We start from the raw sequence: 22,179 nt of genomic DNA on the forward strand, positions 1-22,179 counted from the left end.
CGTGCAGCGGAGAGATACTAATCGATCGAGGGCTTAACCAATGAACATCGTCGCTCGGCAGAGCGACCAAGACACACGATTCGTTTTCGCGTTATCCGGTTTTGAGCGGGTACGCTCATTTATCCATAGTCCACAGTAGCTCAGTGGTAGAGCAATCGGCTGTTAACCGATGGGTCGTAGGTTCGAATCCTACCTGTGGAGCCATACAAGGAGAGCTGTCCGAGAGGTCGAAGGAGCACGATTGGAAATCGTGTGTGCGGTTTTAACCCGTACCGAGGGTTCGAATCCCTCGCTCTCCGCCAGATGGCCCGTTGGTCAAGTGGTTAAGACACCGCCCTTTCACGGCGGTAACACGGGTTCGAATCCCGTACGGGTCACCATACTTATTTATCTCAATCAGACAAATTGTCTGTTTTTGGAGGATTAGCTCAGTTGGGAGAGCACCTGCCTTACAAGCAGGGGGTCGGCAGTTCGAGCCTGTCATCCTCCACCATACTTTTTATATTGCCGCGGGGTGGAGCAGTCTGGTAGCTCGTTGGGCTCATAACCCAAAGGTCGATGGTTCAAATCCATCCCCCGCAACCAATTTACATAGTGGCTCGGTAGCTCAGTCGGTAGAGCAACGGACTGAAAATCCGTGTGTCGGCGGTTCGATTCCGTCCCGAGCCACCACTTTTATGCTGGCCTAGCTCAATTGGTAGAGCAACTGACTTGTAATCAGTAGGTTGGGGGTTCAAGTCCTCTGGCCAGCACCATTTTCATTTGGAGGGGTAGCGAAGTTGGCCAAACGCGGCGGACTGTAAATCCGCTCCTTCGGGTTCGGGAGTTCGAATCTCTCCCCCTCCACCATGAAACACTTCTAACTGCGGCGGTTGTGGCGAAGTGGTTAACGCACCGGATTGTGATTCCGGCATTCGTGGGTTCGATTCCCATCAGCCGCCCCATATTAAATTTTAGGGCTATAGCCAAGCGGTAAGGCATCGGATTTTGATTCCGTGATTCGCAGGTTCGAATCCTGCTAGCCCTGCCATTTTTTTAATCACATTTGCGGGAATAGCTCAGTGGTAGAGCACCACCTTGCCAAGGTGGGGGTCGCGGGTTCGAATCCCGTTTCCCGCTCCAGTAATGAGGCGGCATAGCCAAGTGGTAAGGCAGAGGTCTGCAAAACCTCCATCACCGGTTCGAATCCGGTTGTCGCCTCCATTTTCTTACATAGTTCTGTTTTACAGTGCCGGGGTGGTGGAATTGGCAGACACACAGGACTTAAAATCCTGCGGTAAGTAATTACCGTGCCGGTTCGAGTCCGGCCCTCGGCACCAACTATATTTCGTAAGCCGGAGTGGTGGAATGGCAGACACGTCGCACTCAAAATGCGATGCCCTCTGGGCGTGCCGGTTCAAGTCCGGCCTCCGGTACCAGAATTACTCATACAGCAGCGTAGGCTGCTTTTTTTGTGTTTACATAAAATTTGACAATGTTCGCTCTGAATAGTAGACTTCTTAGAGAAAACATGGTCTGGTTTTGCAGGAAAAGGTGGATACATCATGACGTTAAAAGAAAAAATAACCGCCTTCAGTAAAAAGATTGGCATTGACCGTATCGGATTTGCTCCCGCTGACCCATTTGTTACGTTGAAGGAGCGGCTGCGCACTCAGCAGGCATTGGGATATGCATCGGGCTTTGAATACGGATCGATAGAGGAACGGACAACTCCTGAGCTGCTTCTTCCTCAGGCTAAAACCATTATCAGTATAGCGATCGCCTATCCTTCGAAGATGAAGAATGCTCCCAAGTCAGTAAAAGGAGATCGCCGAGGGCTGTTCTGCCGGGCTAGCTGGGGTGAAGATTATCATCATGTGCTTCGGCGTAAGCTGACCCAGATTGAAGCGTTTTTAGAGCAGGAAGCTCCTGGCTCGAGAAGCAGAAGCATGGTTGATACTGGAGAACTTTCAGACAGAGCTGTTGCAGAGCGGGCTGGTATAGGTTGGACCGGGAAAAATTGTGCAGTTATTACACCCGACCTGGGTTCCTACGTTTATCTGGGCGAATTGATCACGACCGTATCCATTGAAGAAGATATGCCGCTTGAAGAACAGTGCGGCAGCTGCACAAAGTGCATTGATGCATGCCCGACTGGTGCCCTTGTCCAAGGGGGCCAGTTGGATTCGCAGAAGTGCATTGCGTTTCTTACACAAACAAAGGGCATGGTTGCCGAACCGTTTCGAAAAAAAATCGGCAACCGCCTGTACGGATGCGATACGTGTCAAACTGTATGTCCAGAAAACAAAGGAATAGACGAGCATCGTCATTCTGAGCTTGAACCGGATCCTGAGAAGGTAAAGCCGAGGCTCGAACCGCTTTTAACTATGTCAAACAAAGAATTTAAACATACGTATGGCCAGATGGCCGGTTCATGGAGGGGGAAGAAGCCGATTCAGCGTAATGCCCTGATTGCGCTGGGGGTATATAAAGAAAAAGCTTCCCTTCCAGCAGTGCTTGATCGTATGGAACAGGACCCGCGGCCTGTGATTAGGGCAACCGCAGCCTGGGCTGCTGCTGAAATATGCAGCGACCCTCAGACGTTGACCCGGATTCATGCTGCCTATGTTGCTGAACCGGATGAGGAAGCAGCCGATGAAATGAAAAAGATCTTGTTTCGTACCAATTAACTGTAACAGCTGAGGAGGGAACGACATATGATCATTTATCGTGAGCTGGCTGTTGAGGGAATGACACTAAGTGCAGCTGCTGAAGAAGGGGCTGTGACACTCATTCACTTTGATTCAGCTGAGAACGTACCCTTACGGCTGAAGCAGCTTTATCGTGATTCCCAACTCGACTTCAAGCAGGGGAGTACTCCGCTGCTGGATCAGCTTGAGACAGAACTTCGTGACTATTTTCAGTCGCAGCGGAAACAGTTTACAGTGCCTCTTAAGCTTATCGGTACACCGTTTCAACAAGCTGTGTGGAAGCAGCTCGCTGCTATTCCCTATGGAGAAACCAGGTCTTATAAAGAGGTAGCCGATATGACCGGCTCGCCAAAAGCTGTTCGTGCGGTTGGCGGAGCGAACAATCGGAATCCGCTTCCGATTGTGATTCCGTGCCACCGGGTTATTGGAGCTAATGGAGCTCTCGTCGGATACGGAGGCGGGCTTGAATGGAAAAAACGGCTTTTATCGATTGAATCAGCTGAAAATCTGCACCATGAAACAGTTTATGCAAAGTCGAATTAGGAAACGGTGAGTTGAATGAAAAAGATATGGATAGGGATATGCATGCTGTTTATCTTGTCCGCCTGCGCCGGTGACGAATCCGCGCTTGACGAAGCGGACGCTGGAACGAATGTAAGCGTCTTAAAACCAGTCCAGCTCAATGAGGACTGGGAGCTTCAACAAGTTGTGGAAGACGACAATTTAATTGTATCTATCTACGAACATGCGGAAAAGGGGACGGTGGAACTTATACAGGACCAGCAGATCCAAGGACTGGATCCAGTAGAGCTGAGAGATTATTTAAATGATGGTAATTGGGCTGGAGACTTGAATAACCCGGCGGATGGAATGCCGCTTGCAATTCATGACTATGTTGGAGAGTGGACGAGTTTGTCAAATCCGGAGGAGCGGGTGCAATATACGTTTGTCCGACAGTTTGATTTATTCCAAACTCCGGCAGAGGGCTTGTCCTACTATCAGGTAATCGGACAGAATGTGTCTGAATCTGATGTAATTGAGTTTGTAGAAGCGCTTGACCGCGTGCAAAGTTAAGAAAGGAAGCTGTAAGCATGAGTGTACACGTCGTATTACACGAACCAGAAATACCTGCTAATACGGGAAATATTGCGAGAACATGTGCTGGAACAAATGCCCATCTGCATTTAATTCATCCGCTTGGATTCTCTACTGATGACAGAATGTTGAAGCGGGCAGGATGTGACTATTGGCCAAAAGTCTCTGTCCACCATCACGACAATCTTGATGAACTGATGGAGGCATATCCGGACGGCGAGTTTTATGCGATCGAGACAACAGGAGCAGTTAGTTATACGGAGAAAGATTTCTCAAGAGCAGATCGGGATTATTTCTTTGTGTTTGGCAAGGAAACGAAAGGACTTCCTCCAGAGGTGCTTGACCATTTTAACGGGCGTTGCCTTGTCATCCCGCAAACCACTAACGTCAGGTCGTTAAACCTGTCTAATACCGCTGCTGTACTTGTTTACGAGGCAATGCGCCAACAAGACTTTGTCTCGCTGCTTGAACCGGCAGCGGACGAAGCAGCGGTGCCGCCTAAATAACATGCTGCGCTGTAAACAAAGCAGATGTAAAAAACGCTTCCGGAGATGATGCTCCGGAAGCGTTTTGTATAGCCGTACCAGCTTGATGAAGATGTACGAATCAGTTTTTGTTTGATTTTGCATTGTAGCCGGCAGTAAAAATGGACATCACGAACGCGACACAGATTGCGAGAATAAGAAATAAATCCATAAGATGAGTGCCTCCCTTTTTGATCTCTACTAATGAATATACCACGTTTCGCAGTGGAAAAAAAGCAAGGATGCAGACAGCTTTTCATGTTTGAAGACAAACGCTATAATGAAATGTATCTTGAGTAGAGAGGGTGTTGCACTGTGTACGTCGTAATGAACGAGCTCCATGTTCCTCCGGAAGGCCGGGAGAACGTTGCTGCACGATTCTCAGAAAGCGCAGAAAAAATGAAGGAAGTGCCAGGCTGTCTGGATTTTATGTTTTTACAGCCAGATGAAGATTTAAATTATCCAGTCGTACTAACAAAATGGGAAACGAAAGAAGACTATAATAACTGGATCAATAGCGATGCTTTTAAAAAAGCGCATAAGCCTAGAAGAGAGAATTTGGATAAAAGTCCAACACAGAGCAACAAAATATATGAGTACCATGTCCCGCATCATTTATAAAAAAAGAACAGGCAAAACCTGTGTTCTTTACGGAGAACATAGGTTTTTCCATTTTTTTCTGCTATACTTGAAAAGATAAATGCCGTTGAAATGGAGCCTGTTACATGAAGAATTTTTACATAACGAGTCACTTTCCCCTTATTTCTATTTTGTTTTTCAGCCTCGCGTTTGCCGTGTATACCGAACGTCTTGTCACCGGATACTTGCAGGAGATCGGCTTGTATTCCGGAATGGTAGAGTTTTTTTCTGAACAAGGCATTGTTCTCGTACTAGTCGGTGTGCTGTGGATATTCTTTTTCATGCTGTTTGCCGCTTTAAAATTGATAGCTGATACGGTGAATGAATTATCTTTGCTGTTCTTTTCTAAGGAAGAAGAAGGCGTCGATATTCGTGTGCTTAGAGGCGGGTCTTGGATCTTTCTTATCGGTGGTATTCTTGCGCTGCCAGCGGTTCTCGATATCCGGCTGCTTGCTGGTGTTTTTGCAGCAGCATGCTTCAGCTATTTTATCTTTTTTGTGTACCGGGTCAGCCCTCATGTTCGCGTAGGGCCGCTTATTGGGCTTATGTTTTTCCATTTGTTGTTTTGGCTTGTCTTTGTATCAGCGATTGGCTTTTTGTTGCTGCGGCTTTACAGCGCTGTAATTTCGAGCTTGCCTGTATAGTGCAGCAGTCAGGAGATCGCGTGACAGGCTCCTAGAGCTTCTGCAGGTGAGTCAGCGGCAACTGGTACCCCGCAGGCAGTAAAGCTGAGTAGAAGCGCTGTAAACACCCAACAGCTGATATACTGAAAAGAGAGCCGTCCCGAAAAGGACAGCTCTCTTTTATTATTGCGCTTTAACGGGATTAAGGAGCCGTCGGCAACTCTTGCATGATGCTTCTCCACAGTCTCGTATGCACCTGATCTCTTGACTGGCTTTCCAGTGACTGCGGCTGGTCGCGTCCTATCCAAATCCCGGTTGTGTACCAGTCATTAGATCCAATAAACCAAAGGTCATGATACTCATCCGACGTGCCTGTTTTACCGCCAAGATAGCCGGCAGTATCATAGTGCGCAGCAGTACCCGTACCGCTTTCCACAGTTCGTTTCATCATTCCCCGAATTGTATCAGCCGTTTCCTCTGAATATACTCTGATCGAAGCACTTTCTCCTTCAACGATAACATCTCCATCCAGTGTGGTTACCTGCCGGATGGCTCTTGGCGTTCGATACTCTCCTTTTTGTTGAAACACGGTATAGGCACGCGTCATATCGTTCACACTCATGCCCTCTGAAAAGCCTCCAAGTGCAGCTGGCAGCCGGATATCCTCCTCTTTAAGCGTTGGGAAATCAAACTTGCGCAAATAAGAGAATCCCGTTTCCGGAGATATTTTATCCAGCATTCTAACGGCGGCAGTATTGTGAGACTGTTTAAACGCCTGTTCCAATGTGACTACTCCGTACTCTGCTCCGCCGAAATTTCGGGGACGATAGTCATTTTTGGAGAATGGCCCTGAATCAATATAGCTTCCTGCTTTGTTTTCACCGGTTTCATCCATGTAAGGTCCAAATGACAGCAGCGGTTTGATTGTCGAACCTGGAGAACGGGAGGCTTGCCAGCCCCTGTGAAAATCAAATTTCTGATAAGCTGTGCCGCCGGTGATCGCTGTGATTTCATTTGTTTCATGATCAATGACAGACGCTGCTGCTTGAATATCAGAAGTGCTGAACCGGTCGTTTATTACTTCCGTTACGGCATTCTGAATTGTCGGATCGAGCGCCGTTTCAATGATAACACCCTGCTGCAGCAGCTTCTGAGCTCGTTCAGAAGCAGCCTCCCTGTCGAGGTTTTCCTGATCGATCAGCAGCTCTTCAAATTCGTGATGAACATACGAAACATAATCCGGAAAGTCATCTGTCCGCTCGCTTAAATCGAGGACGATCTGTTCATCCAGTGCCTCAGAGATCTGACTCTCCGAAAGGATGCCTGCTGAGACCATCCGTTCAAGCATAACTTCCTGCCGTTCCATTGTCGCTTCCGAATTGACAAGCGGATCAAAACGGGAGGGGGAATTCGGAATGGCGCCCAAGAAGGTAATCTCCGCAAGAGAAAGCTCTGAGGAAGGCCGGCTGAAATAAAACTGGCTGGCGGACTCAAATCCGTAAACACCATTCGCAAAGTAAATAGAGTTCATGTACAGCTCTAAAATGTCCTCCTTCGACATTTCCCGTTCCATTTGATAGGCATACAGAATTTCAGACAGCTTTCGCTCGTAAGTCTGCTCGTGCGTTAAATACAGGTTTCTTGCTACCTGCTGCGTGATTGTACTCCCGCCCTGATCAATTTCCTGAGCTTGAAGATTAACCATCAAGGCTCGGGCAATGCCATTCCCGTCAAAACCGCGGTGTTCATAAAAATTCCGGTCTTCTACTGCTAAAAACATGTTAGCTGCTACTTCAGGCATTTCATGTAGAGGCGTGAAGATACGATTCTCTCCGCTGTATACATCTGAAACTAGAACGCCGTGCCGGTCCATGATCCGGCTGTTTAATGTCATCGCAGCAGCATCAAATTGAATTTCTTCATCCAGTACTTCGTGAATAGTTGGGGTTTCAGGAATCTGTTTAAGCAGTTCTCCTGAGAGAAAAGTAAAGGCTGCAGCGAGAGCAGCTACAGCAGTAAAGCCCAGTCCCGTCCGAATCATAGTGGTCCTCCTGTATATCGTGCACATATCTGCTGTATTCAGTTTACACTGATTTGCAGAAGATGGAAAGAACTGTTCAAGAGCGACCAAAATAATACCAGTTTAGTTCCGGGCGGAACGGGCAATTAAAAAGTAGAGGTACAGGGCGATACGTGGAGGTAGATGAACATGTTTAAACGAAAAAAACAAATAAACGGCATGTACGAAAAGCCGTTCTGGCTCCGGCTTTCCTGGAGTATTTTACAGGCAGTTTTAATTGTAGCTGTCTTTTCCTTTATCGTACGTGAATTCATGTTTACAAACTATATTGTTTACGGTCAGTCGATGATGCCGACGATCCGGGATGGAGAGCGTATTATTGTGAATAAAATCGGCTATGATTTTATGGAGCCGGAGCGGTTTGATTTAATTATTTTTCATGCAGACGAAGAGTCGGACTATATTAAACGGATTATCGGGTTGCCTGGAGATGATTTATACTATGAAGCCGATACACTCTATGTCAATGGCGAACCGGTTGAGGAAGAGTTTTTGGAAGAGTCGCGCACGGAAAACGGTTCTGATTACTTTACCGACGATTTTCAGCTGGAGGATCTGACAGATGAGCAGACTGTCCCGGATGGGCATGTCTTCGTACTAGGCGACAATCGGCAGAACAGTATCGACAGCCGTCAGATCGGATATGTCCCTATGGAGGAAATCGTAGGAAGGGCTAACATGGCATTCTGGCCGCCGGAGAGTATTCGGTTTATCCGATAGGGTGTAGGAACATCCAGAATCTAAATCGAAACAGAATACCGGAATGGACTGCTGACGTTTTTTTCAGCAGTCTTTATCATGCACGCAAGGCAAAGGCCTTAAAGAGCATCAATTGCGATCATACGCGCAAAAAAAAGCCCGTCCTATCAACCGGACGGGCTTACGTGTGTTATTGACGTCTTTTCGCGGCTTCTGCATCGAGTGCTTTGCGCTCGATTTGCAATGCTTTAATCAGAGAGAAAGCCATTAAGATCATAATAATCGAGAACGGAAGCGCTGCAATAATCATCGCGTTCTCCAATGCCTGCAGTCCACCTGTGAATAGCAGAATAGATGCAGTAATTGAAAGCATCAGACCCCAGACCAGCTTCACCGATTTAGGCGGTGTGAGGGAACCATTCGTTGTCTGCATACCGAGAATGAACGTTCCGGAGTCTGCAGAAGTAATGAAGAAGGTTGCGATCAGCGTTATTGCGATCACAGACATCACTGCACCAAGTGGATAATTATCAAGAACCCCGAAGAGGGCTTCTTCTGTTGCAAGCTCAGAAATAGCAGCGACTCCATTCGTTTCAAGGAAGATGGCAGATCCGCCAAAAATTGAAAACCATAGAAAGCCGACTACAGAAGGAACAAGCAGAACACCTAAAACGAATTCCCGAAGCGTTCGACCTTTCGATACGCGGGCTATAAAGGATCCAACAAATGGTGCCCAGGATATCCACCATGCCCAGTAGAAGATTGTCCAGCCGTCAATCCAGGCTCTCTCATCTTCATCAAAAGGCGAAATTCGGAAGCTCATGCTCGGCAGCTGCTGAATATACGTGCCGATGGTATTCGTGAACAAATTTAAGTTGAACAATGTTGGTCCGAAAATGAAAAGGAAGAAAAAGAGCGTAAATGCAAGAATCATATTTACGTTTGAGAGAATCTTGATCCCCCGATTCAATCCTGTGTAAGCCGAAATCATAAATAGGACGGTAACGGCGATAATAATTAGAAATTGCGCCGTGAAATTCGTATCGATACCGAGCAAAAAGGCGAGACCGCCGTTAATCTGCACTGCACCAAAACCGAGTGTGCCCGCCACCCCGACGACTGTCGCGGTTACAGCAATAATGTCTACTGTATGGCCTGCAGGGCCTCTTGAATATTTCCCCATCACCGGTTCCAGTGTAGCACTGATCAAACCTGGCGCATTTTTTCTGAACTTAAAGTAGGCAAGTGCCATCGCTACCACTGTATAGATACCCCAGGCATGAACACCCCAATGGAAAAAGGAGTAGCGCATAGATTCAAGAATGGCAGAATCCGATCCGGTTTCTGCTGTTGGTGCATCCACCATAAAGTGCGAAATAGGTTCTGCGGCTCCCCAGAACACGAGGCCGATCCCCATGCCTGCACTAAAGAGCATAGCGAACCAGGTTAAGTAATTGTAATCCGGTTTATCATCCGGCTTACCAAGTTTAATTTTTCCGTATGGACTGACGATGATAAAGGCACAAACTAAAACGAATCCCGTAACAGCAAGCAAATAGTACCAGCCGAGGTTGTCGGAGATCAGACCTCGAAGTGCCCCGCTTCGGGCTTCAAATGCTTCGGGAATGGCGACACCGAGTACAACGAATACTAATAGTATAGCTAAAGCAACCCAAAAAACGATTGTGAGCTTTTTCAACTCTCTCACCTCTCCTCTCTAGTCATAATGGTATATACCCTAATCCGTTTAATAAAAACAACGTTCCCTCCTTGAGAGACCGTTCACGCACAATTACCAACTATACAATAAATCACTGCAAATTTGCAAGAAGCGGAAGCTGGATTATGAATGATTTATAGGTGAAAGCGGTGACTTTTCATTAGGACGGTTGAGAGTATGGTTTCAACTTTACTAGGCGGTTTCTTTTATCAGCTGGACCTTCGTGCTGAATGTCCAGCTGATAAAAGAAAGGAAAAACAGCGATACAGGTTTTCGCACATGATTCTGCTTTATGATTTCATGAGTGAAAATGACGCGATTGACTAAAGGCGCATGAAACAGAGTCTTAGCAAATACGAAGCTGATTCGCTCGGATTTTGTTAACCAGTCTTCTTTTTCGTGTCGATAAAGAAAGAGCAGGTACGGTTCGCTTATGACCGTCCTGCCATTATTGTAAATTTGTATTCATCACTTTTAAAGTGAATCTCCGTATATTCAAAAACAGTTTCATCATAAAGACGTGAGAATAAATGTACTTTAATAATCGGAATATGTTCCTTCATTTGCAGCAGTTCACGTATTGACTGGTCGGGAAGGATCGGAATCACTTCCTGGAAGCTCTCCTTAATGCGAAGCTTCTTAACCTGTTCAACGTAAGCATATTTTGAGCCTTTCATCGTTTCATAAGATAGCTCGGGGAAGAGGGACAGCGGCATATAGGTATCCTCCACAACGAGCGGCTTATCATCGACCCAGCGCTGTCTGCGAATGTAGTAAACCTGTTCACCTTCCTCTAAACCGAGAATCTGACGAATGCGGCTGTCAGGCTCGGTAACAGAAAACTGAAGAACTTTGTTCCAGGTTGTTTTATTTAACGCCTCCATTTCCTCCGTAAAACCTTGAAGGGCGTATATATTATGTTCAAATTTATTTTCTGTTACATACGTACCGCTTCCCTGCACTTTATACAGCAGCTCCTCCTGAACGAGCTGCTTAATAGCTTGCCGGATAGTCACTCTGCTGGCGCCGAACCGCTCCGACAGCTTGGCTTCGGTAGGAATAGCATCTCCCTGCTTCCATACACCTTTTGTAATTTCCTCTTTCATGCGAGCAGCAATTTGTTTGTAGAGAGGGGATGTACCTCGCATATAGCAAAAACCTCCGTTTCCAGCTTACTCTGACAAGTTGTCGTTTTACGTGTATATGTCATGTATAGACAATTTTATAGCAAAGGTTGACGTCCCGTCTATATTGTATTATATTTGTATTAAATAAAATAATACAAATGAAATACAAATAAACGGAGGTAGATTTAAATGAAAAAACAACGTCTCGTTGTAGCAGGTGCGGGAAGCACTTACACACTGGGAATGATTATGAGCTTGATTGAGGAAAAGGAGCATTTTCCGCTGCAGTCCATTATCTTTTACGATACAGACGAAGCACGTCAGGAGAAAAATGCCCGCGCTGCGCAAGTGATTTTGCAAGATAAGTATCCTGAGCTGGAATCCTTCAGCTGGACTACAGATAAAAAAGAAGCATTTGAACAGGCAGATTTTGTTTTCGTCCAGATTCGTACAGGCGGCTTAAAGATGAGAGAGTTGGATGAGCAGATTCCGCTTAAGCATGGCGTTGTCGGGCAGGAGACATGCGGACCAGGCGGGATGGCATATGGCCTTCGTTCCATCGGAGACATGATTGATCTCGTTCGGGATATCCGTTCCTATGCACCGGAGGCCTGGGTGCTGAACTATACGAACCCGGCGGCGATTGTGGCAGAAGCACTTCGAAGAGAATTTCCGGATGATAAGAAGCTGCTGAATATCTGCGATATGCCGGCTGCGATTATGGTCAGCTACGCCAAAATTCTTGGAAAAGAAATTTGGGATCTCGTACCGGAGTATTTTGGACTCAATCACTTTGGCTGGTTTACAGACATTTATGATAAAGAAGGCAACCGCCTTACAGACGATATTAAACGTGCAATTACAGAGGACGGTTTCCTGCCGGAAGACTCAGAAATCGTAAATGATCCGTCCTGGATTAAGACATTTAAACAGGTGGAGATTATGCTGAACGATTTTCCAGAGTATCTGCCTAATACGTACTTGCAGTATTACCTGTATCCGTCCGATATGGCGTCAAAGGACGATGTGACGAATACGAGAGCCCGGCAAGTCATAAACGGCAGAGAAAAGCGCGTGCATGAACTGGCGGACCAGCTGATTGCAGATAATACGACAGCGAACGCGGACCTCGAGGTTGATATTCACGGATGTTACATGATCCGGGTCGCTGCTTCTCTCGCCTATAACAACCGTGACACGTTTATTGTGATAACAGAGAATAATGGCATTATTTCCAATATGCCTGCAGATGCCATGGTGGAAGTACCTGCGTTGCTCACGAGCGATGGACCGAAGCCAATGGCGGTTGGAGAAATCCCGCGTTTTTATAAAGGATTAATGGAAGGACAGCTCGCTTTTGAGCAGCTCGTCGTCGACGCCTATTATGAAAAGAGCTACAACAGACTGCTGCAGGCCTTAACACTGAACCGGACAGTTGTTGATACACCGACTGCGCGGAATATTCTGGACGATTTGATCGAAGCGAATCAGGGGTATTGGCCGGAACTTTTATAAGCTCCAGTGCAAGGATTAAAAAAAGGAGGATCCTGAATGTTCAGTTTTGCAGGATTACAAAAATTTGGCAAATCGCTTATGGTGCCGGTGGCCCTGCTTCCGGCAGCAGGCATTCTGCTTGGAATCGGAGCGGCTCTCACGGGCCCGCTTGCTGACACGCTGACCTTCCTGCAGGCAGATGCTGTACAGGCAGCTGGTGCGGGTATGAATACGATCGGGCTTAGTATTTTTGAAAATCTGCCGATCATCTTTGCTCTCGGAGTTGCAATCGGTCTTTCAGGAGGATCAGGGATAGCAGCTCTGGCAGCTTTGCTTGGATATGTCATCATGAATAATACGATTTCACTCGTGCTGGGGATTACGCCGGAGATGGCGGAACAATCTGGTGAATATGGCATGGCAGTAGGGATCCCTACGCTGGAAACCGGGGTGCTCGGCGGGATTGTAGTCGGGCTGACGGCCGTTTGGGTGCACTCAAAATTTAAGCGGTTTCAGCCGCCGGAAGTACTCGGATTTTTTGCGGGGGACAGATCAGTAGGAATTGTTATGGTGTTTGTTTCGATCGGACTTGCATTTATCATGATGGCGATCTGGCCGCCAATTCAATCGGTGATTGATGCAACAGCTAATGTTATTGCTTCCGATGCGACCAATCCATTGTACATTGGGCTGTACGGCTTTTTAGAACGGGTACTTATTCCAACAGGACTTCACCACATCTGGTATGCGCCATTTTTGTGGTTCGGACTTGGAGGAACCCAGGAAGTCGGCGGTCAGCTTGTTTCAGGTGATCAATATATCTTCCTGGCCCAAGTAGCAGAAGGTGTCGATGTAACAGCAGGTCGTTTTATGGCAGGCAAATTCCCTGTTATCATGTTCGGGCTGCTCGGTGCGGCACTGGCGATGTACCGTTGTGCTGACAAGAAAAACCAGCCAGTCGTGAAAGGGATGCTGATCGCAGCAGCTGGTACCGCGTTTCTGACGGGCATCACCGAGCCAATCGAATTTACATTCTTGTTCGTGGCTCCCGTCCTGTTTGTGATTCATGCGCTCCTGGCAGGCGTCAGTTTTGCGGTGGCATACATGCTTGATGTGAATCTCGGCTGGGCTGGAGGATCCGGACTGATTGATTATGTACTAGTCAATATATTGCCTGGCACGAACAACTGGTGGATGAACATCGTAATGGGAATCGTCTTCTTTTTCGTTTACTACTTCCTGTTCTCTTACGTCATTAAAAAATGGGACATTGCGACCCCTGGCCGGGGCGGTTCTGAAGCGAAGCTTTATACGCGTAAAGACTTCAATGAGAAGAAGCAGAGCGGCGAAAAAGAGTATCAGAAAACAGCTGCCTCTATTCTTGAAGCGCTTGGCGGAGAAACGAATATCGATCACGTCGATGCCTGCTTTACGAGACTCCGGGTTACCGTTAAGGAACCGGAGAAAATCGACGAAGCAGAGCTTAAAGCTCTCGGCGCAGCAGGTGTGATGAAGTACAATAAGAATATTCAAGCCGTCTTCGGCGGGAAATCGGATTTATACAAAAATGAAATAAATGATTTGATGGAAGCTGAAGGCTGATCAGAATCCCCTCCTTTTTCTGCAGGAATATGTACATGCAGATGAGGAGGGGATTTTTTGAGAATGACACAACCGAAACTTGCAACGCATTCTGAACGATCGTACAGCAGCGGGCACGCGCCAAAGCGGATAACCATTCATCACAGCGGAACTGCAGGCGGCAGTGCAGCTGCATTTGCCCGCTATCATGTGGAAACATTAGGGTGGCCAGGGATCGGCTATCATTTTGTGATCGAAAGGTCCGGAGAGATTATCCAGTGCCATGATGAAACGATCCGCAGCTATCACGTAGCTGGCCATAATACGGGAAATATCGGAATCTGCCTGACTGGCAACGGGGCGTTCACCGCTCAGCAGAAGGAGCAGTTGAAAAAACTGGTTCGATTCCTCCAGCAGAAGTGGAGTATTGCCGGAACCGATGTTCGCGGACATCGGGAGCTTCCGCGTCAGCATACGCAATGTCCTGGGTTCTCCGTCTCTGAGCTAAGACGGGAGCTGAAGGGAATGGAGATCGTGCGGTATGGTGCAAGAGGAGAAGCAGTCATAAGGCTTCAAGAGAAGCTGATGAGATCCGGGTATTCACTGCCGGCATTTGGAGCAGATGGCTGGTTTGGAAGAGAAACAGAGGCGGCTGTCAAACAGTTTCAGCAGGACCAGTCTATAGTAACAGACGGGATAGCCGGTCCAATTACGTGGAGAAGGCTGCGGCAGGGGATGGGTGAAACGTAACGTCCTCTGAGGAAGCGAACGGACGTTTATAAGTGCATAACGATGCAGTCAACGAAACAAAAAAAGAGCGGCTCTCCGCAGAGGGCCGCTCTTTTTTGCTTGTGCAGGTTATTCGTCTTCAGGTTTCGTCTTCTGCCCGCGGGCCAGGTTTACGAAGAAAGCAATTGTCCGGTAAATACCAAACAGAAGTACTGCGGACATTAAAGAGCCTGCCATATATCCTGCCGTGAAGTTACGGCGGAGAAACCACTCTTCATTCATACCGACGAAAATACCGACTGCCACCGAAATAAGCAGCAGCGCAGCAACGATTCCATATTCCAGCTTTTTGTCATTGCTTAACGAGTCAAGGAAAGCCATAAAAACACCCCTCCAGTCATACTGCCTGTCATCAGTATAATCCGGAGGAGCGGGACGTGCAAACTATTTTAAATTTTTTAATGCTTCTCCGACCGGTACATCGCCAGTCATCATTTCAAAAATGACGTTTTCGGTTTCTTTCAGCGTCAAGGAATTAACCGCCGTAGCAGCAACATCTTCTCTCGGGATAGAACCATCGTAGTTATCAAGCTTGCTCACAGCGTGGATTGTACCGCGTGCAGCATCATTCGTGAGAGGCCCCGGACGGATGATGGTATAAACCAGTCCGCTTTCGATCAGATGCTCATCGGCTGCCAGTTTTGCCTTCATGTAATGTTTTATGTTGTCTGGAGCGTTCTCCGCTTCGTCAGCCATAATCGAACTGATCATCACAAAGCGGGTTACATCGGATTTCTTTGCTTCATCTACTGCCTGCTGAGCAGCTTTGCGGTCGATAACGTCTGTTTGTTCTTTGCTGGTGTGACCTCCGGAGCCTGCCGTGAAAATCACAGCATCCATTCCGTTATAAGCGTGGGAAAAATCCTGTTCAAGATCACCGATCGTTACGTGATCAGCGCCAAGCTCTTCCATATCTTTTCGCTGCTCTTCTTTTCGAATCATTGCGTTTACTTCATGCTCCGGGCTCAAACCGAGCATCCGTACCACGTGCCGGCCAATCTGGCCGTTTGCTCCAATAACTAGTACTCGCATGGGTAGTGCCTCCTTCGCGTAATCTTCCGGTTCCTGTAATGGGACCTATCAAAGGTTCTTCCCAGCCAGTGCGGATGCTAAACCTGAGTCACTCTCTGATTGACCAGGAAAGAAAGGAAGCTTATCATGGATGAAAAGAGGAGGGTCCCAATTGATGAGCATACCGAAAGTTGCTACATATTCGATTATCGGATTTGATCCAGAGACAGGCGAAACAGGAATAGCCGTGCAGTCCAAATTTCTTGGTGTTGGCGCCGTGGTCCCCTGGGCTGAGGCTGGAACAGGGGCCGTCGCAACGCAGTCGTTTGCAAACACCGGGTTTGGACCGGACGGCCTGCAGCTCTTGAAGGAAGGGTTTTCAGCAACGGAAGTTGTGGAAAAGCTGATAGCAGATGATAAAGATGCCGCTTTAAGGCAGTTTGCTATTATGGATCAAAATGGGCGGACAGCGGCATATACCGGGAGCGAATGCTTTGACTGGGCCGGTCACCGTGAAGGGCGCTACTGCACCGCTCAGGGAAACATCCTGAAAAATAAAGAAACCGTTGAACAGATGGTAGCGTCGTTCGAATCTTCGGAGGGACCGATAGCGGAGCGGCTGCTCGCTGCACTGGATGCCGCTCAAGCAGCCGGCGGAGATTCAAGGGGCAAGCAGTCTGCCGCACTGTTTATCGTGCAGCGGGAAGGCGGGTACGGCGGCTATAATGATCGAAAATATGATTTGCGTGTTGATGATCATAAAGAGCCGCTTGCTGAGCTGAGACGTTTGTACGAGCTTCACCAGCTTTACTTTACCAGACCTGATGAAAACGATCTGCTGGAGCTGGATGGAGAAGTATTGGAGGAAGTGCAGGAGCATTTAGTGCGCGAAAACTTGCTTAATCAGAAAGCGGCTGCTTATACAGATGAAGTGAAAGCAGCACTTGAAGCCTATTTTATGCAGGAGAATTTTGAGGAACGCTGGCAGGATGATGATAAAATAGACCCGGCTGTCCTTACCTTTATGAGGAGCAGAAGGGAAAGCTGAGGACCTGGCAGCAACGAAGCAGAAGGAGCAGGACAGATGCTGTTAAACCAATTTGTTATCTGGATACTTGTGCTTGCCGCAGCAGCCGGTGCGGCAGACAAAATCAGAGGAAATAAAAAAGGCTACGGAGAAGCTTTTGACGAGGGGTTCCGCACGATGGGGCCTCTCGCCTTTGTCATGGTAGGAATGATCTCAGTAGCTCCGCTGCTGGCAGAACTTCTTCGCCCCATCCTCATTCCGGTCTTTACATTAATCGGGGCCGATCCTGGTATGTTTCCCGGCATGCTGCTGGCAGTGGATATGGGAGGGTACCCGCTCGCCTTGGAACTCGCGGAAACGAGGGAGGCTGCACTGCTTTCCGGTATTATTTTGGCAACGATGCTCGGACCGGTTTTCGTGTTTACGGTGCCTGTTGCACTTGGGCTGATACATAAAGAAGATCATACGGTGTTCGCAGAAGGAATTATGCTGGGGCTGATTCCTGTTCCTGCCGGTGCATTTCTTGCTGGTCTTGCAGCAGGAATGCCGGCTATGTTCGTGCTGCAGCAGCTCATCCCTGCTGCGGTACTGGTTATGGGCATGGTTGCTGGACTTTATTGGGCCGGCTCGTCTATAGTCAAGCTCTTCATCACGGGTGGAAGGCTGATCATGGCTTTTATTACAGTCGTCATTTTTATCCTGATCGTACAGGAGCTTACCGGCGTCGTGATTATGCCGGGCCTCACTCCTTTCCGCGAATCGATGGAAATTGTAGGCTTGATCGTGCTTGCACTGGCGGGCGCTTTTCCGCTTGTGCATTTTTTAAAGCGAACGCTTCACGACAAGCTGGCAGCCCGAAAAGGGGGGATCAGCGCCGATGGCTGGATCGGGTTTCTCACACAGCTCGCTCACAGTATACCTGTTTACAAAAAGCTTCATACGCTGGACAGAGAAGCGAAACTGATGAATGTCGCTTTCAGTGTGAGCGGGGCATTTCTGCTGGGGGGGCACCTCGGCTTTACGGCGGCACTGGAGCCGGAAATGACCATCCCGATGCTGATCGGGAAAGCATCAGCAGGAGTGATGGCTGTGCTTTTAACAGCGGCTGTCATTCGCTCCAGGCAGAAATACGCAGGCAGCACGACATCGTAATGCAGCTGCAGCGCCTAACAAAAAGGCCGTCTCAATCATTTGATTGAGACGGCCTTTTTGGTGTTCGGTTCGAAAGAATAATCATTAATGTTGAAGCTGTCTATCCACCGGAAAGCGCCGGTACATGGCACGGCGGTCGGCAACGTTCGCAAGCTGCCGGACCTGCTCGGCAGTAACAGGTTTAGGCAGCACAGCATCAGCACCGAGCTGAAGCGCTTTTCGCAGGTGTCCTCTTGTATGACAGGACGACTTTAACACGATGCACGGACTGCCCGGCATACGCTGCAGCTGCTTCAGCAGAGAGATCCCATCTCCTGACGCCATAATAATATCGAGAATGACCATTTCAGGTTCCAGCTGCTCAACATAAGCCAGAACCTGCTCTGAAGAGTCCGTTTCCACCACTTGCACATCATTTTCCACGAGTACATCCGCAATCAGCTTCCGATCATCACGATCCTGATTGCACAGCAATGCAGTCTGCAAGAAATTCCCCTCCCAATAGATTGTTTCCATAGTGTATCAGTGTAAATGCTTGAAAAAAAGGGGGCTTGGTGAAAGAATCGCATAAATCTGTGAAATAGAAAGACCCTTTCATACAAAAGCAAAAAAGCGGCACACTTGCAAGAGTGGATGCATGTACATAGGTTCATTCTGAACACGGACATAATCGGTAGAGAAGATGTCGAATGAACCAAGATGAGTGAATTAGCAGAATAGTTAATTCTTTTCAAGTAAATATGAAATTTTGTTTAAAATCTATTTATTTGTTGCGTAAAAGGTGGTATATTGAAGGCACTTAAGAAAACGCTGTCAACGCATGTCGTATGTCATGGTAAGAGGTCAGACATCAAACATGTGATTTTTTTCTTAGTTGGAAGCGTTTTTAAGATTATATTTTGAGACATAATGTGGCATAATGGTTTCAGAGTTTTTATCTTTCTCTATTTTTAAGGGATAAAAACTGAAATAATACATTATTCTAGGGGGATGCTCGACATGAAAAAGAGTACAACGATGCTGCTTTCATCTGTGCTGACTGCAGGAGTTCTGCTAGCGGCTTGCGGAGACGGGGACAACAATGAAAACACCACTCCGGTAAATGATGGAAACGAAAATGCTGGCAATGCTGCTGAGGAAAATGACGCTGACGAAAACGCTGGCAACGAAGGCGAGGAAGACGGCGGAAACGAAGCTGCAGGCGAAGGCGGCGAAGGTTTCTCTTCCAAAATGGTTACAGATGTCGGCGGGGTTGATGATCGTTCATTCAACGAATCTGCCTGGGCAGGTCTGACTGAATTTGGCGAAGACTTTCCGGAAGCTGATGTAGATTATATCCAGTCTGGAGATGCGGCGGACTACCTGCCAAACTTGCAGCAGCTGGCACGTGAAGGGACAGATCTTTCGTTTGCAATCGGATTCCTGATGGCTGACGACGTTCGTACGGTGGCCGAGCAAAACCCGGATCAGAATTTTGCAATCGTTGATGAAGTGGTTACAGATGATGATGGCAATCCGCTTGATAACCTTGCTAGTATCACGTTTGCAGAGCACGAAGGCTCTTTCCTAGTAGGTGTTATTGCAGCGATGCATACAGAAACAGATGAAGTTGGATTTATCGGCGGCGTAGAAAGCCCGCTCATCAAAAAATTCGAAAATGGATTTAAAGCTGGCGTAAGCTACGTTGACTCTGATATTGAAATTGCCGTACAGTACGCTCAAGACTTTAACGATGCTTCAACAGGCCAAAACATTGCCGACACAATGTATTCCAATGGTGCTGACATTATCTATCACGCTGCCGGCGGAACAGGAAACGGCCTCTTCACAGAAGCAATTGACCGTAACCAGAGCGGCGAAACTGTCTGGGCTATCGGGGTTGACCAGGATCAGGCGCTGACAGAAGGCGGATGGGACGAAGGAAACGTCATTCTTTCTTCTATGGTTAAGCGTGTAGACCAGGCAGTATATACAGTCTCTGAAGATACGATGAACGGCAACTTCCCAGGCGGAGAAACGCTTGAATTCGGTCTTGAGGATGATGGTGTAGGTATTGCTGAAACTCAGGACAACGTTTCTGATGATGCAATCGAAGCTGTTGAAGAATACGAGCAGATGATCACAGACGGAGAAATTGAAGTTCCACAGACAGATGAAGAGTATGAGGAGTTCATGGACTCTCTCTAAATACTGACCCGGCACATCCGGTTTGAATGTCAATTTCACCCGGCAAACAGAGGCTAGTCTTGTACTAGCCTTTGTTTATACCCATTTGCCGGTTTAAATGACAAGTTTCGACAGGATTAGACAAGTAACACCGGGACTTCTGCTGAAGCGGTTCATGCTTCCAGCGGTCATCTTTTAACTGCACTACACAGGGAGTTGTTAATAGTGGAATACGTAATCGAAATGAATAATATCCGCAAAGAGTTTCCGGGCATCGTAGCGAATGACAATATCACGCTGCAGGTCAAACAAGGCGAAATTCATGCCCTTCTTGGAGAAAATGGTGCCGGGAAATCAACGCTTATGAACGTCTTGTTCGGCTTGTATCAGCCCGAACGAGGAGAAATTAAGGTTCGTGGTGAGAAGGTGAACATCACGGATCCGAACGTAGCCAACGACCTCGGGATCGGCATGGTGCATCAGCACTTTATGCTCGTGCAGAATTTTTCCGTCACAGAAAACATTATTTTGGGCAGTGAACCGACCTCCCGCGGTACGATTAACTTAAAAAAAGCGGAAAAAGACGTGCAGGAAATTTCTGACCGTTACGGCCTGCGCGTAGATCCCCGTGCAAAAATTGAGGATATTTCAGTTGGCATGCAGCAGCGTGCGGAGATCTTAAAAACACTTTACCGGGGCGCTGAGATTCTCATCTTTGATGAGCCGACAGCTGCACTTACCCCGCAGGAAATTAAAGAACTGATTCAAATTATGAACAACCTGATCAAAGAAGGAAAATCGATTATCCTCATCACTCATAAACTGAAGGAGATTTTGCAGGTATGTGACCGCTGTACGGTTATTCGCCGCGGAGTAGGCGTCGGCACCGTAGAGGTGGAGGGAGCAACAGAGAGCAGTCTGGCAGAGATGATGGTCGGAAGAGAAGTCAGCTTCCAGGTGGAAAAAGGACCGGCTGAGCCGAAAGAACTTGTACTGGACGTGAAAGATCTCGTTGTTGAAGATTCACGAGGTGTTGATGTCGTCAATAAGCTGAACCTGCAAGTACGTGAAGGGGAAATTATTGGTCTTGCTGGGGTTGACGGGAACGGTCAGACCGAACTTGTGGAAGCAATCACCGGACTTCGCAAGGCAAAGAGCGGAACTATTTCCATTTCCGGAACGGATACAACGTCTTTGAAACCTCGTAAGGTGACCGAAACGGGAATCGGACATATTCCGCAGGACCGTCATAAGCACGGGCTTGTACTTGATTTTACAATCGGGGAAAACGTACTGCTGCAAACATATTATCAGAAGCCGTTTACAAACACAGGCGTACTGAACTACAACCTGATGTATGAAAAAGCAAAATCGCTGATTGAGGAATACGACGTTCGTACGCCGTCGGAAAAAACGCAGGCACGTGCGCTGTCAGGCGGGAATCAGCAGAAAGCAATTATTGCAAGGGAAGTAGACCGTTCCCCGAATCTTCTCGTTGCAGCACAGCCTACACGAGGTTTGGATGTTGGAGCCATTGAGTTCATCCACCGGAAGCTGATCGAAGAACGGGATAAAGGACGGGCAGTTCTGCTTGTCTCCCTGGAACTGGAAGAAGTCATGAACGTCAGTGATAAAATTGCCGTTATTTATGAAGGGGAAATTGTCGCAATAGTGAACTCCGATGAAACGACGGAACAAGAACTAGGTCTGCTGATGGCAGGCGGTTCGAAGGAAGCAGGTGAGCCAGCCACATGAAAAACTT

The 22,179-nt window shown here is 47.6% G+C and carries 20 protein-coding genes and 14 tRNA genes; 28 read left to right on the top strand and 6 right to left on the bottom strand.

Annotated features, from left to right (window positions below; genetic code table 11):
- Positions 1 to 129 precede the first annotated feature (129 nt).
- From ACSZLD_RS09150 to ACSZLD_RS09245, 20 genes are all read left to right on the top strand, one after another.
- Positions 130 to 204, top strand: a tRNA-Asn gene (locus ACSZLD_RS09150).
- A 5-nt stretch (positions 205 to 209) separates the two neighbouring features.
- A tRNA-Ser gene (locus ACSZLD_RS09155) sits at positions 210 to 302 on the top strand.
- Positions 303 to 305: 3 nt separating this feature from the next.
- Positions 306 to 380 (top strand) — tRNA-Glu (locus ACSZLD_RS09160).
- A gap of 37 nt (positions 381 to 417) precedes the next feature.
- Positions 418 to 493: transfer RNA gene (locus tag ACSZLD_RS09165), tRNA-Val, on the top strand.
- A 15-nt stretch (positions 494 to 508) separates the two neighbouring features.
- A tRNA-Met gene (locus ACSZLD_RS09170) sits at positions 509 to 585 on the top strand.
- Positions 586 to 596: 11 nt separating this feature from the next.
- A tRNA-Phe gene (locus tag ACSZLD_RS09175) sits at positions 597 to 672 on the top strand.
- A gap of 7 nt (positions 673 to 679) precedes the next feature.
- Positions 680 to 755: transfer RNA gene (locus ACSZLD_RS09180), tRNA-Thr, on the top strand.
- A gap of 9 nt (positions 756 to 764) precedes the next feature.
- A tRNA-Tyr gene (locus tag ACSZLD_RS09185) sits at positions 765 to 849 on the top strand.
- A 19-nt stretch (positions 850 to 868) separates the two neighbouring features.
- Positions 869 to 944: transfer RNA gene (locus ACSZLD_RS09190), tRNA-His, on the top strand.
- 11 nt (positions 945 to 955) lie between these two features.
- Positions 956 to 1,030: transfer RNA gene (locus tag ACSZLD_RS09195), tRNA-Gln, on the top strand.
- A gap of 17 nt (positions 1,031 to 1,047) precedes the next feature.
- Positions 1,048 to 1,122: transfer RNA gene (locus ACSZLD_RS09200), tRNA-Gly, on the top strand.
- A gap of 7 nt (positions 1,123 to 1,129) precedes the next feature.
- Positions 1,130 to 1,203 (top strand) — tRNA-Cys (locus ACSZLD_RS09205).
- A 27-nt stretch (positions 1,204 to 1,230) separates the two neighbouring features.
- Positions 1,231 to 1,319 (top strand) — tRNA-Leu (locus ACSZLD_RS09210).
- Between the two features lie 14 nt (positions 1,320 to 1,333).
- Positions 1,334 to 1,418 (top strand) — tRNA-Leu (locus tag ACSZLD_RS09215).
- 126 nt (positions 1,419 to 1,544) lie between these two features.
- Complete coding sequence (gene queG, locus ACSZLD_RS09220) at positions 1,545 to 2,669, top strand: tRNA epoxyqueuosine(34) reductase QueG (protein ID WP_444685014.1); 1,125 nt, start codon at positions 1,545 to 1,547, stop codon at positions 2,667 to 2,669.
- A gap of 27 nt (positions 2,670 to 2,696) precedes the next feature.
- Positions 2,697 to 3,233, top strand: coding sequence for a methylated-DNA--[protein]-cysteine S-methyltransferase (locus ACSZLD_RS09225; protein WP_444685015.1), 537 nt, complete (start codon positions 2,697 to 2,699; stop codon positions 3,231 to 3,233).
- Between the two features lie 15 nt (positions 3,234 to 3,248).
- Positions 3,249 to 3,764: a hypothetical protein gene (locus ACSZLD_RS09230; protein ID WP_444685016.1), complete on the top strand. Its 516-nt coding sequence runs from the start codon at positions 3,249 to 3,251 to the stop codon at positions 3,762 to 3,764.
- A gap of 17 nt (positions 3,765 to 3,781) precedes the next feature.
- The gene (gene trmL / locus ACSZLD_RS09235; RefSeq protein ID WP_377910941.1) at positions 3,782 to 4,291 is read left to right on the top strand and encodes a tRNA (uridine(34)/cytosine(34)/5-carboxymethylaminomethyluridine(34)-2'-O)-methyltransferase TrmL; all 510 of its coding nucleotides are present in this window, start codon (positions 3,782 to 3,784) and stop codon (positions 4,289 to 4,291) included.
- A gap of 333 nt (positions 4,292 to 4,624) precedes the next feature.
- Positions 4,625 to 4,930 (top strand): antibiotic biosynthesis monooxygenase family protein, encoded by a 306-nt coding sequence (locus ACSZLD_RS09240; protein WP_377910940.1) that lies wholly within the window; start codon positions 4,625 to 4,627, stop codon positions 4,928 to 4,930.
- A gap of 104 nt (positions 4,931 to 5,034) precedes the next feature.
- Entirely contained in the window at positions 5,035 to 5,592 is a 558-nt protein-coding gene (locus ACSZLD_RS09245; protein WP_377910939.1) for a DUF5366 family protein, read from the top strand.
- A 181-nt stretch (positions 5,593 to 5,773) separates the two neighbouring features.
- Here the strand turns inward: ACSZLD_RS09245 and ACSZLD_RS09250 are convergent, their stop codons facing one another.
- Complete coding sequence (locus ACSZLD_RS09250; RefSeq protein WP_444685017.1) at positions 5,774 to 7,612, bottom strand: transglycosylase domain-containing protein; 1,839 nt, start codon at positions 7,610 to 7,612, stop codon at positions 5,774 to 5,776.
- 168 nt (positions 7,613 to 7,780) lie between these two features.
- Here ACSZLD_RS09250 and lepB point away from each other — a divergent pair, with 168 nt between their 5' ends.
- Positions 7,781 to 8,371: a signal peptidase I gene (gene lepB, locus ACSZLD_RS09255; protein WP_377910936.1), complete on the top strand. Its 591-nt coding sequence runs from the start codon at positions 7,781 to 7,783 to the stop codon at positions 8,369 to 8,371.
- Between the two features lie 169 nt (positions 8,372 to 8,540).
- Here the strand turns inward: lepB and ACSZLD_RS09260 are convergent, their stop codons facing one another.
- Positions 8,541 to 10,049, bottom strand: coding sequence for a glycine betaine uptake BCCT transporter (locus tag ACSZLD_RS09260; RefSeq protein WP_444685018.1), 1,509 nt, complete (start codon positions 10,047 to 10,049; stop codon positions 8,541 to 8,543).
- A 452-nt stretch (positions 10,050 to 10,501) separates the two neighbouring features.
- Positions 10,502 to 11,218 (bottom strand): GntR family transcriptional regulator, encoded by a 717-nt coding sequence (locus tag ACSZLD_RS09265; RefSeq protein WP_377910934.1) that lies wholly within the window; start codon positions 11,216 to 11,218, stop codon positions 10,502 to 10,504.
- Between the two features lie 168 nt (positions 11,219 to 11,386).
- On the opposite strand from ACSZLD_RS09265, the gene ACSZLD_RS09270 reads away from it, so the two are divergent.
- From ACSZLD_RS09270 to ACSZLD_RS09280, 3 genes are all read left to right on the top strand, one after another.
- Positions 11,387 to 12,712 (top strand): 6-phospho-alpha-glucosidase, encoded by a 1,326-nt coding sequence (locus tag ACSZLD_RS09270; protein ID WP_377910932.1) that lies wholly within the window; start codon positions 11,387 to 11,389, stop codon positions 12,710 to 12,712.
- A gap of 36 nt (positions 12,713 to 12,748) precedes the next feature.
- Positions 12,749 to 14,293, top strand: coding sequence for a PTS transporter subunit EIIC (locus ACSZLD_RS09275; protein ID WP_444685019.1), 1,545 nt, complete (start codon positions 12,749 to 12,751; stop codon positions 14,291 to 14,293).
- A 63-nt stretch (positions 14,294 to 14,356) separates the two neighbouring features.
- Complete coding sequence (locus ACSZLD_RS09280; protein ID WP_444685132.1) at positions 14,357 to 15,022, top strand: peptidoglycan recognition protein family protein; 666 nt, start codon at positions 14,357 to 14,359, stop codon at positions 15,020 to 15,022.
- 108 nt (positions 15,023 to 15,130) lie between these two features.
- Here the strand turns inward: ACSZLD_RS09280 and ACSZLD_RS09285 are convergent, their stop codons facing one another.
- Together ACSZLD_RS09285 and ACSZLD_RS09290 are read right to left on the bottom strand one after the other, a co-directional pair.
- Positions 15,131 to 15,382 carry a hypothetical protein gene (locus tag ACSZLD_RS09285; RefSeq protein WP_377910929.1) on the bottom strand — a complete coding sequence of 84 codons (252 nt, stop codon included), beginning with the start codon at positions 15,380 to 15,382 and terminating at the stop codon, positions 15,131 to 15,133.
- Between the two features lie 63 nt (positions 15,383 to 15,445).
- A complete protein-coding gene (locus tag ACSZLD_RS09290; protein WP_377910928.1) occupies positions 15,446 to 16,093 on the bottom strand; it encodes an SDR family oxidoreductase in 648 nt (215 codons plus the stop codon).
- A 154-nt stretch (positions 16,094 to 16,247) separates the two neighbouring features.
- On the opposite strand from ACSZLD_RS09290, the gene ACSZLD_RS09295 reads away from it, so the two are divergent.
- Both ACSZLD_RS09295 and ACSZLD_RS09300 read left to right on the top strand, forming a co-directional pair.
- Positions 16,248 to 17,120: a DUF1028 domain-containing protein gene (locus ACSZLD_RS09295; protein ID WP_444685020.1), complete on the top strand. Its 873-nt coding sequence runs from the start codon at positions 16,248 to 16,250 to the stop codon at positions 17,118 to 17,120.
- A 36-nt stretch (positions 17,121 to 17,156) separates the two neighbouring features.
- Entirely contained in the window at positions 17,157 to 18,251 is a 1,095-nt protein-coding gene (locus ACSZLD_RS09300; RefSeq protein WP_444685021.1) for an ethanolamine utilization protein EutH, read from the top strand.
- A gap of 84 nt (positions 18,252 to 18,335) precedes the next feature.
- On the opposite strand, the gene ACSZLD_RS09305 is transcribed toward ACSZLD_RS09300, so the two are convergent.
- The gene (locus ACSZLD_RS09305; RefSeq protein ID WP_377910925.1) at positions 18,336 to 18,737 is read right to left on the bottom strand and encodes a response regulator; all 402 of its coding nucleotides are present in this window, start codon (positions 18,735 to 18,737) and stop codon (positions 18,336 to 18,338) included.
- A gap of 513 nt (positions 18,738 to 19,250) precedes the next feature.
- Between ACSZLD_RS09305 and ACSZLD_RS09310 the strand changes: the two genes are divergently transcribed.
- Together ACSZLD_RS09310 and ACSZLD_RS09315 are read left to right on the top strand one after the other, a co-directional pair.
- Complete coding sequence (locus tag ACSZLD_RS09310; RefSeq protein ID WP_377910924.1) at positions 19,251 to 20,438, top strand: BMP family lipoprotein; 1,188 nt, start codon at positions 19,251 to 19,253, stop codon at positions 20,436 to 20,438.
- A gap of 204 nt (positions 20,439 to 20,642) precedes the next feature.
- Positions 20,643 to 22,172: an ABC transporter ATP-binding protein gene (locus ACSZLD_RS09315; protein ID WP_377910923.1), complete on the top strand. Its 1,530-nt coding sequence runs from the start codon at positions 20,643 to 20,645 to the stop codon at positions 22,170 to 22,172.
- Positions 22,173 to 22,179 lie beyond the last annotated feature (7 nt).

The sequence above is a fragment of the Alkalicoccus luteus genome (assembly GCF_052061695.1).
Classification (GTDB): domain Bacteria; phylum Bacillota; class Bacilli; order Bacillales; family Salisediminibacteriaceae; genus Alkalicoccus; species Alkalicoccus luteus.

Coding starts and splice junctions, on each gene's coding strand:
- ACSZLD_RS09250 (WP_444685017.1), bottom strand. CDS start 7,612: ATGATTCGGACGGGACTGGGCTTTACTGCTGTAGCTGCTCTCGCTGCA.
- ACSZLD_RS09245 (WP_377910939.1), top strand. CDS start 5,035: ATGAAGAATTTTTACATAACGAGTCACTTTCCCCTTATTTCTATTTTG.
- ACSZLD_RS09230 (WP_444685016.1), top strand. CDS start 3,249: ATGAAAAAGATATGGATAGGGATATGCATGCTGTTTATCTTGTCCGCC.
- ACSZLD_RS09275 (WP_444685019.1), top strand. CDS start 12,749: ATGTTCAGTTTTGCAGGATTACAAAAATTTGGCAAATCGCTTATGGTG.
- ACSZLD_RS09270 (WP_377910932.1), top strand. CDS start 11,387: ATGAAAAAACAACGTCTCGTTGTAGCAGGTGCGGGAAGCACTTACACA.
- ACSZLD_RS09225 (WP_444685015.1), top strand. CDS start 2,697: ATGATCATTTATCGTGAGCTGGCTGTTGAGGGAATGACACTAAGTGCA.
- ACSZLD_RS09280 (WP_444685132.1), top strand. CDS start 14,357: ATGACACAACCGAAACTTGCAACGCATTCTGAACGATCGTACAGCAGC.
- ACSZLD_RS09310 (WP_377910924.1), top strand. CDS start 19,251: ATGAAAAAGAGTACAACGATGCTGCTTTCATCTGTGCTGACTGCAGGA.
- ACSZLD_RS09295 (WP_444685020.1), top strand. CDS start 16,248: ATGAGCATACCGAAAGTTGCTACATATTCGATTATCGGATTTGATCCA.
- ACSZLD_RS09290 (WP_377910928.1), bottom strand. CDS start 16,093: ATGCGAGTACTAGTTATTGGAGCAAACGGCCAGATTGGCCGGCACGTG.
- lepB (WP_377910936.1), top strand. CDS start 7,781: ATGTTTAAACGAAAAAAACAAATAAACGGCATGTACGAAAAGCCGTTC.
- queG (WP_444685014.1), top strand. CDS start 1,545: ATGACGTTAAAAGAAAAAATAACCGCCTTCAGTAAAAAGATTGGCATT.
- ACSZLD_RS09265 (WP_377910934.1), bottom strand. CDS start 11,218: ATGCGAGGTACATCCCCTCTCTACAAACAAATTGCTGCTCGCATGAAA.
- trmL (WP_377910941.1), top strand. CDS start 3,782: ATGAGTGTACACGTCGTATTACACGAACCAGAAATACCTGCTAATACG.
- ACSZLD_RS09300 (WP_444685021.1), top strand. CDS start 17,157: ATGCTGTTAAACCAATTTGTTATCTGGATACTTGTGCTTGCCGCAGCA.
- ACSZLD_RS09285 (WP_377910929.1), bottom strand. CDS start 15,382: ATGGCTTTCCTTGACTCGTTAAGCAATGACAAAAAGCTGGAATATGGA.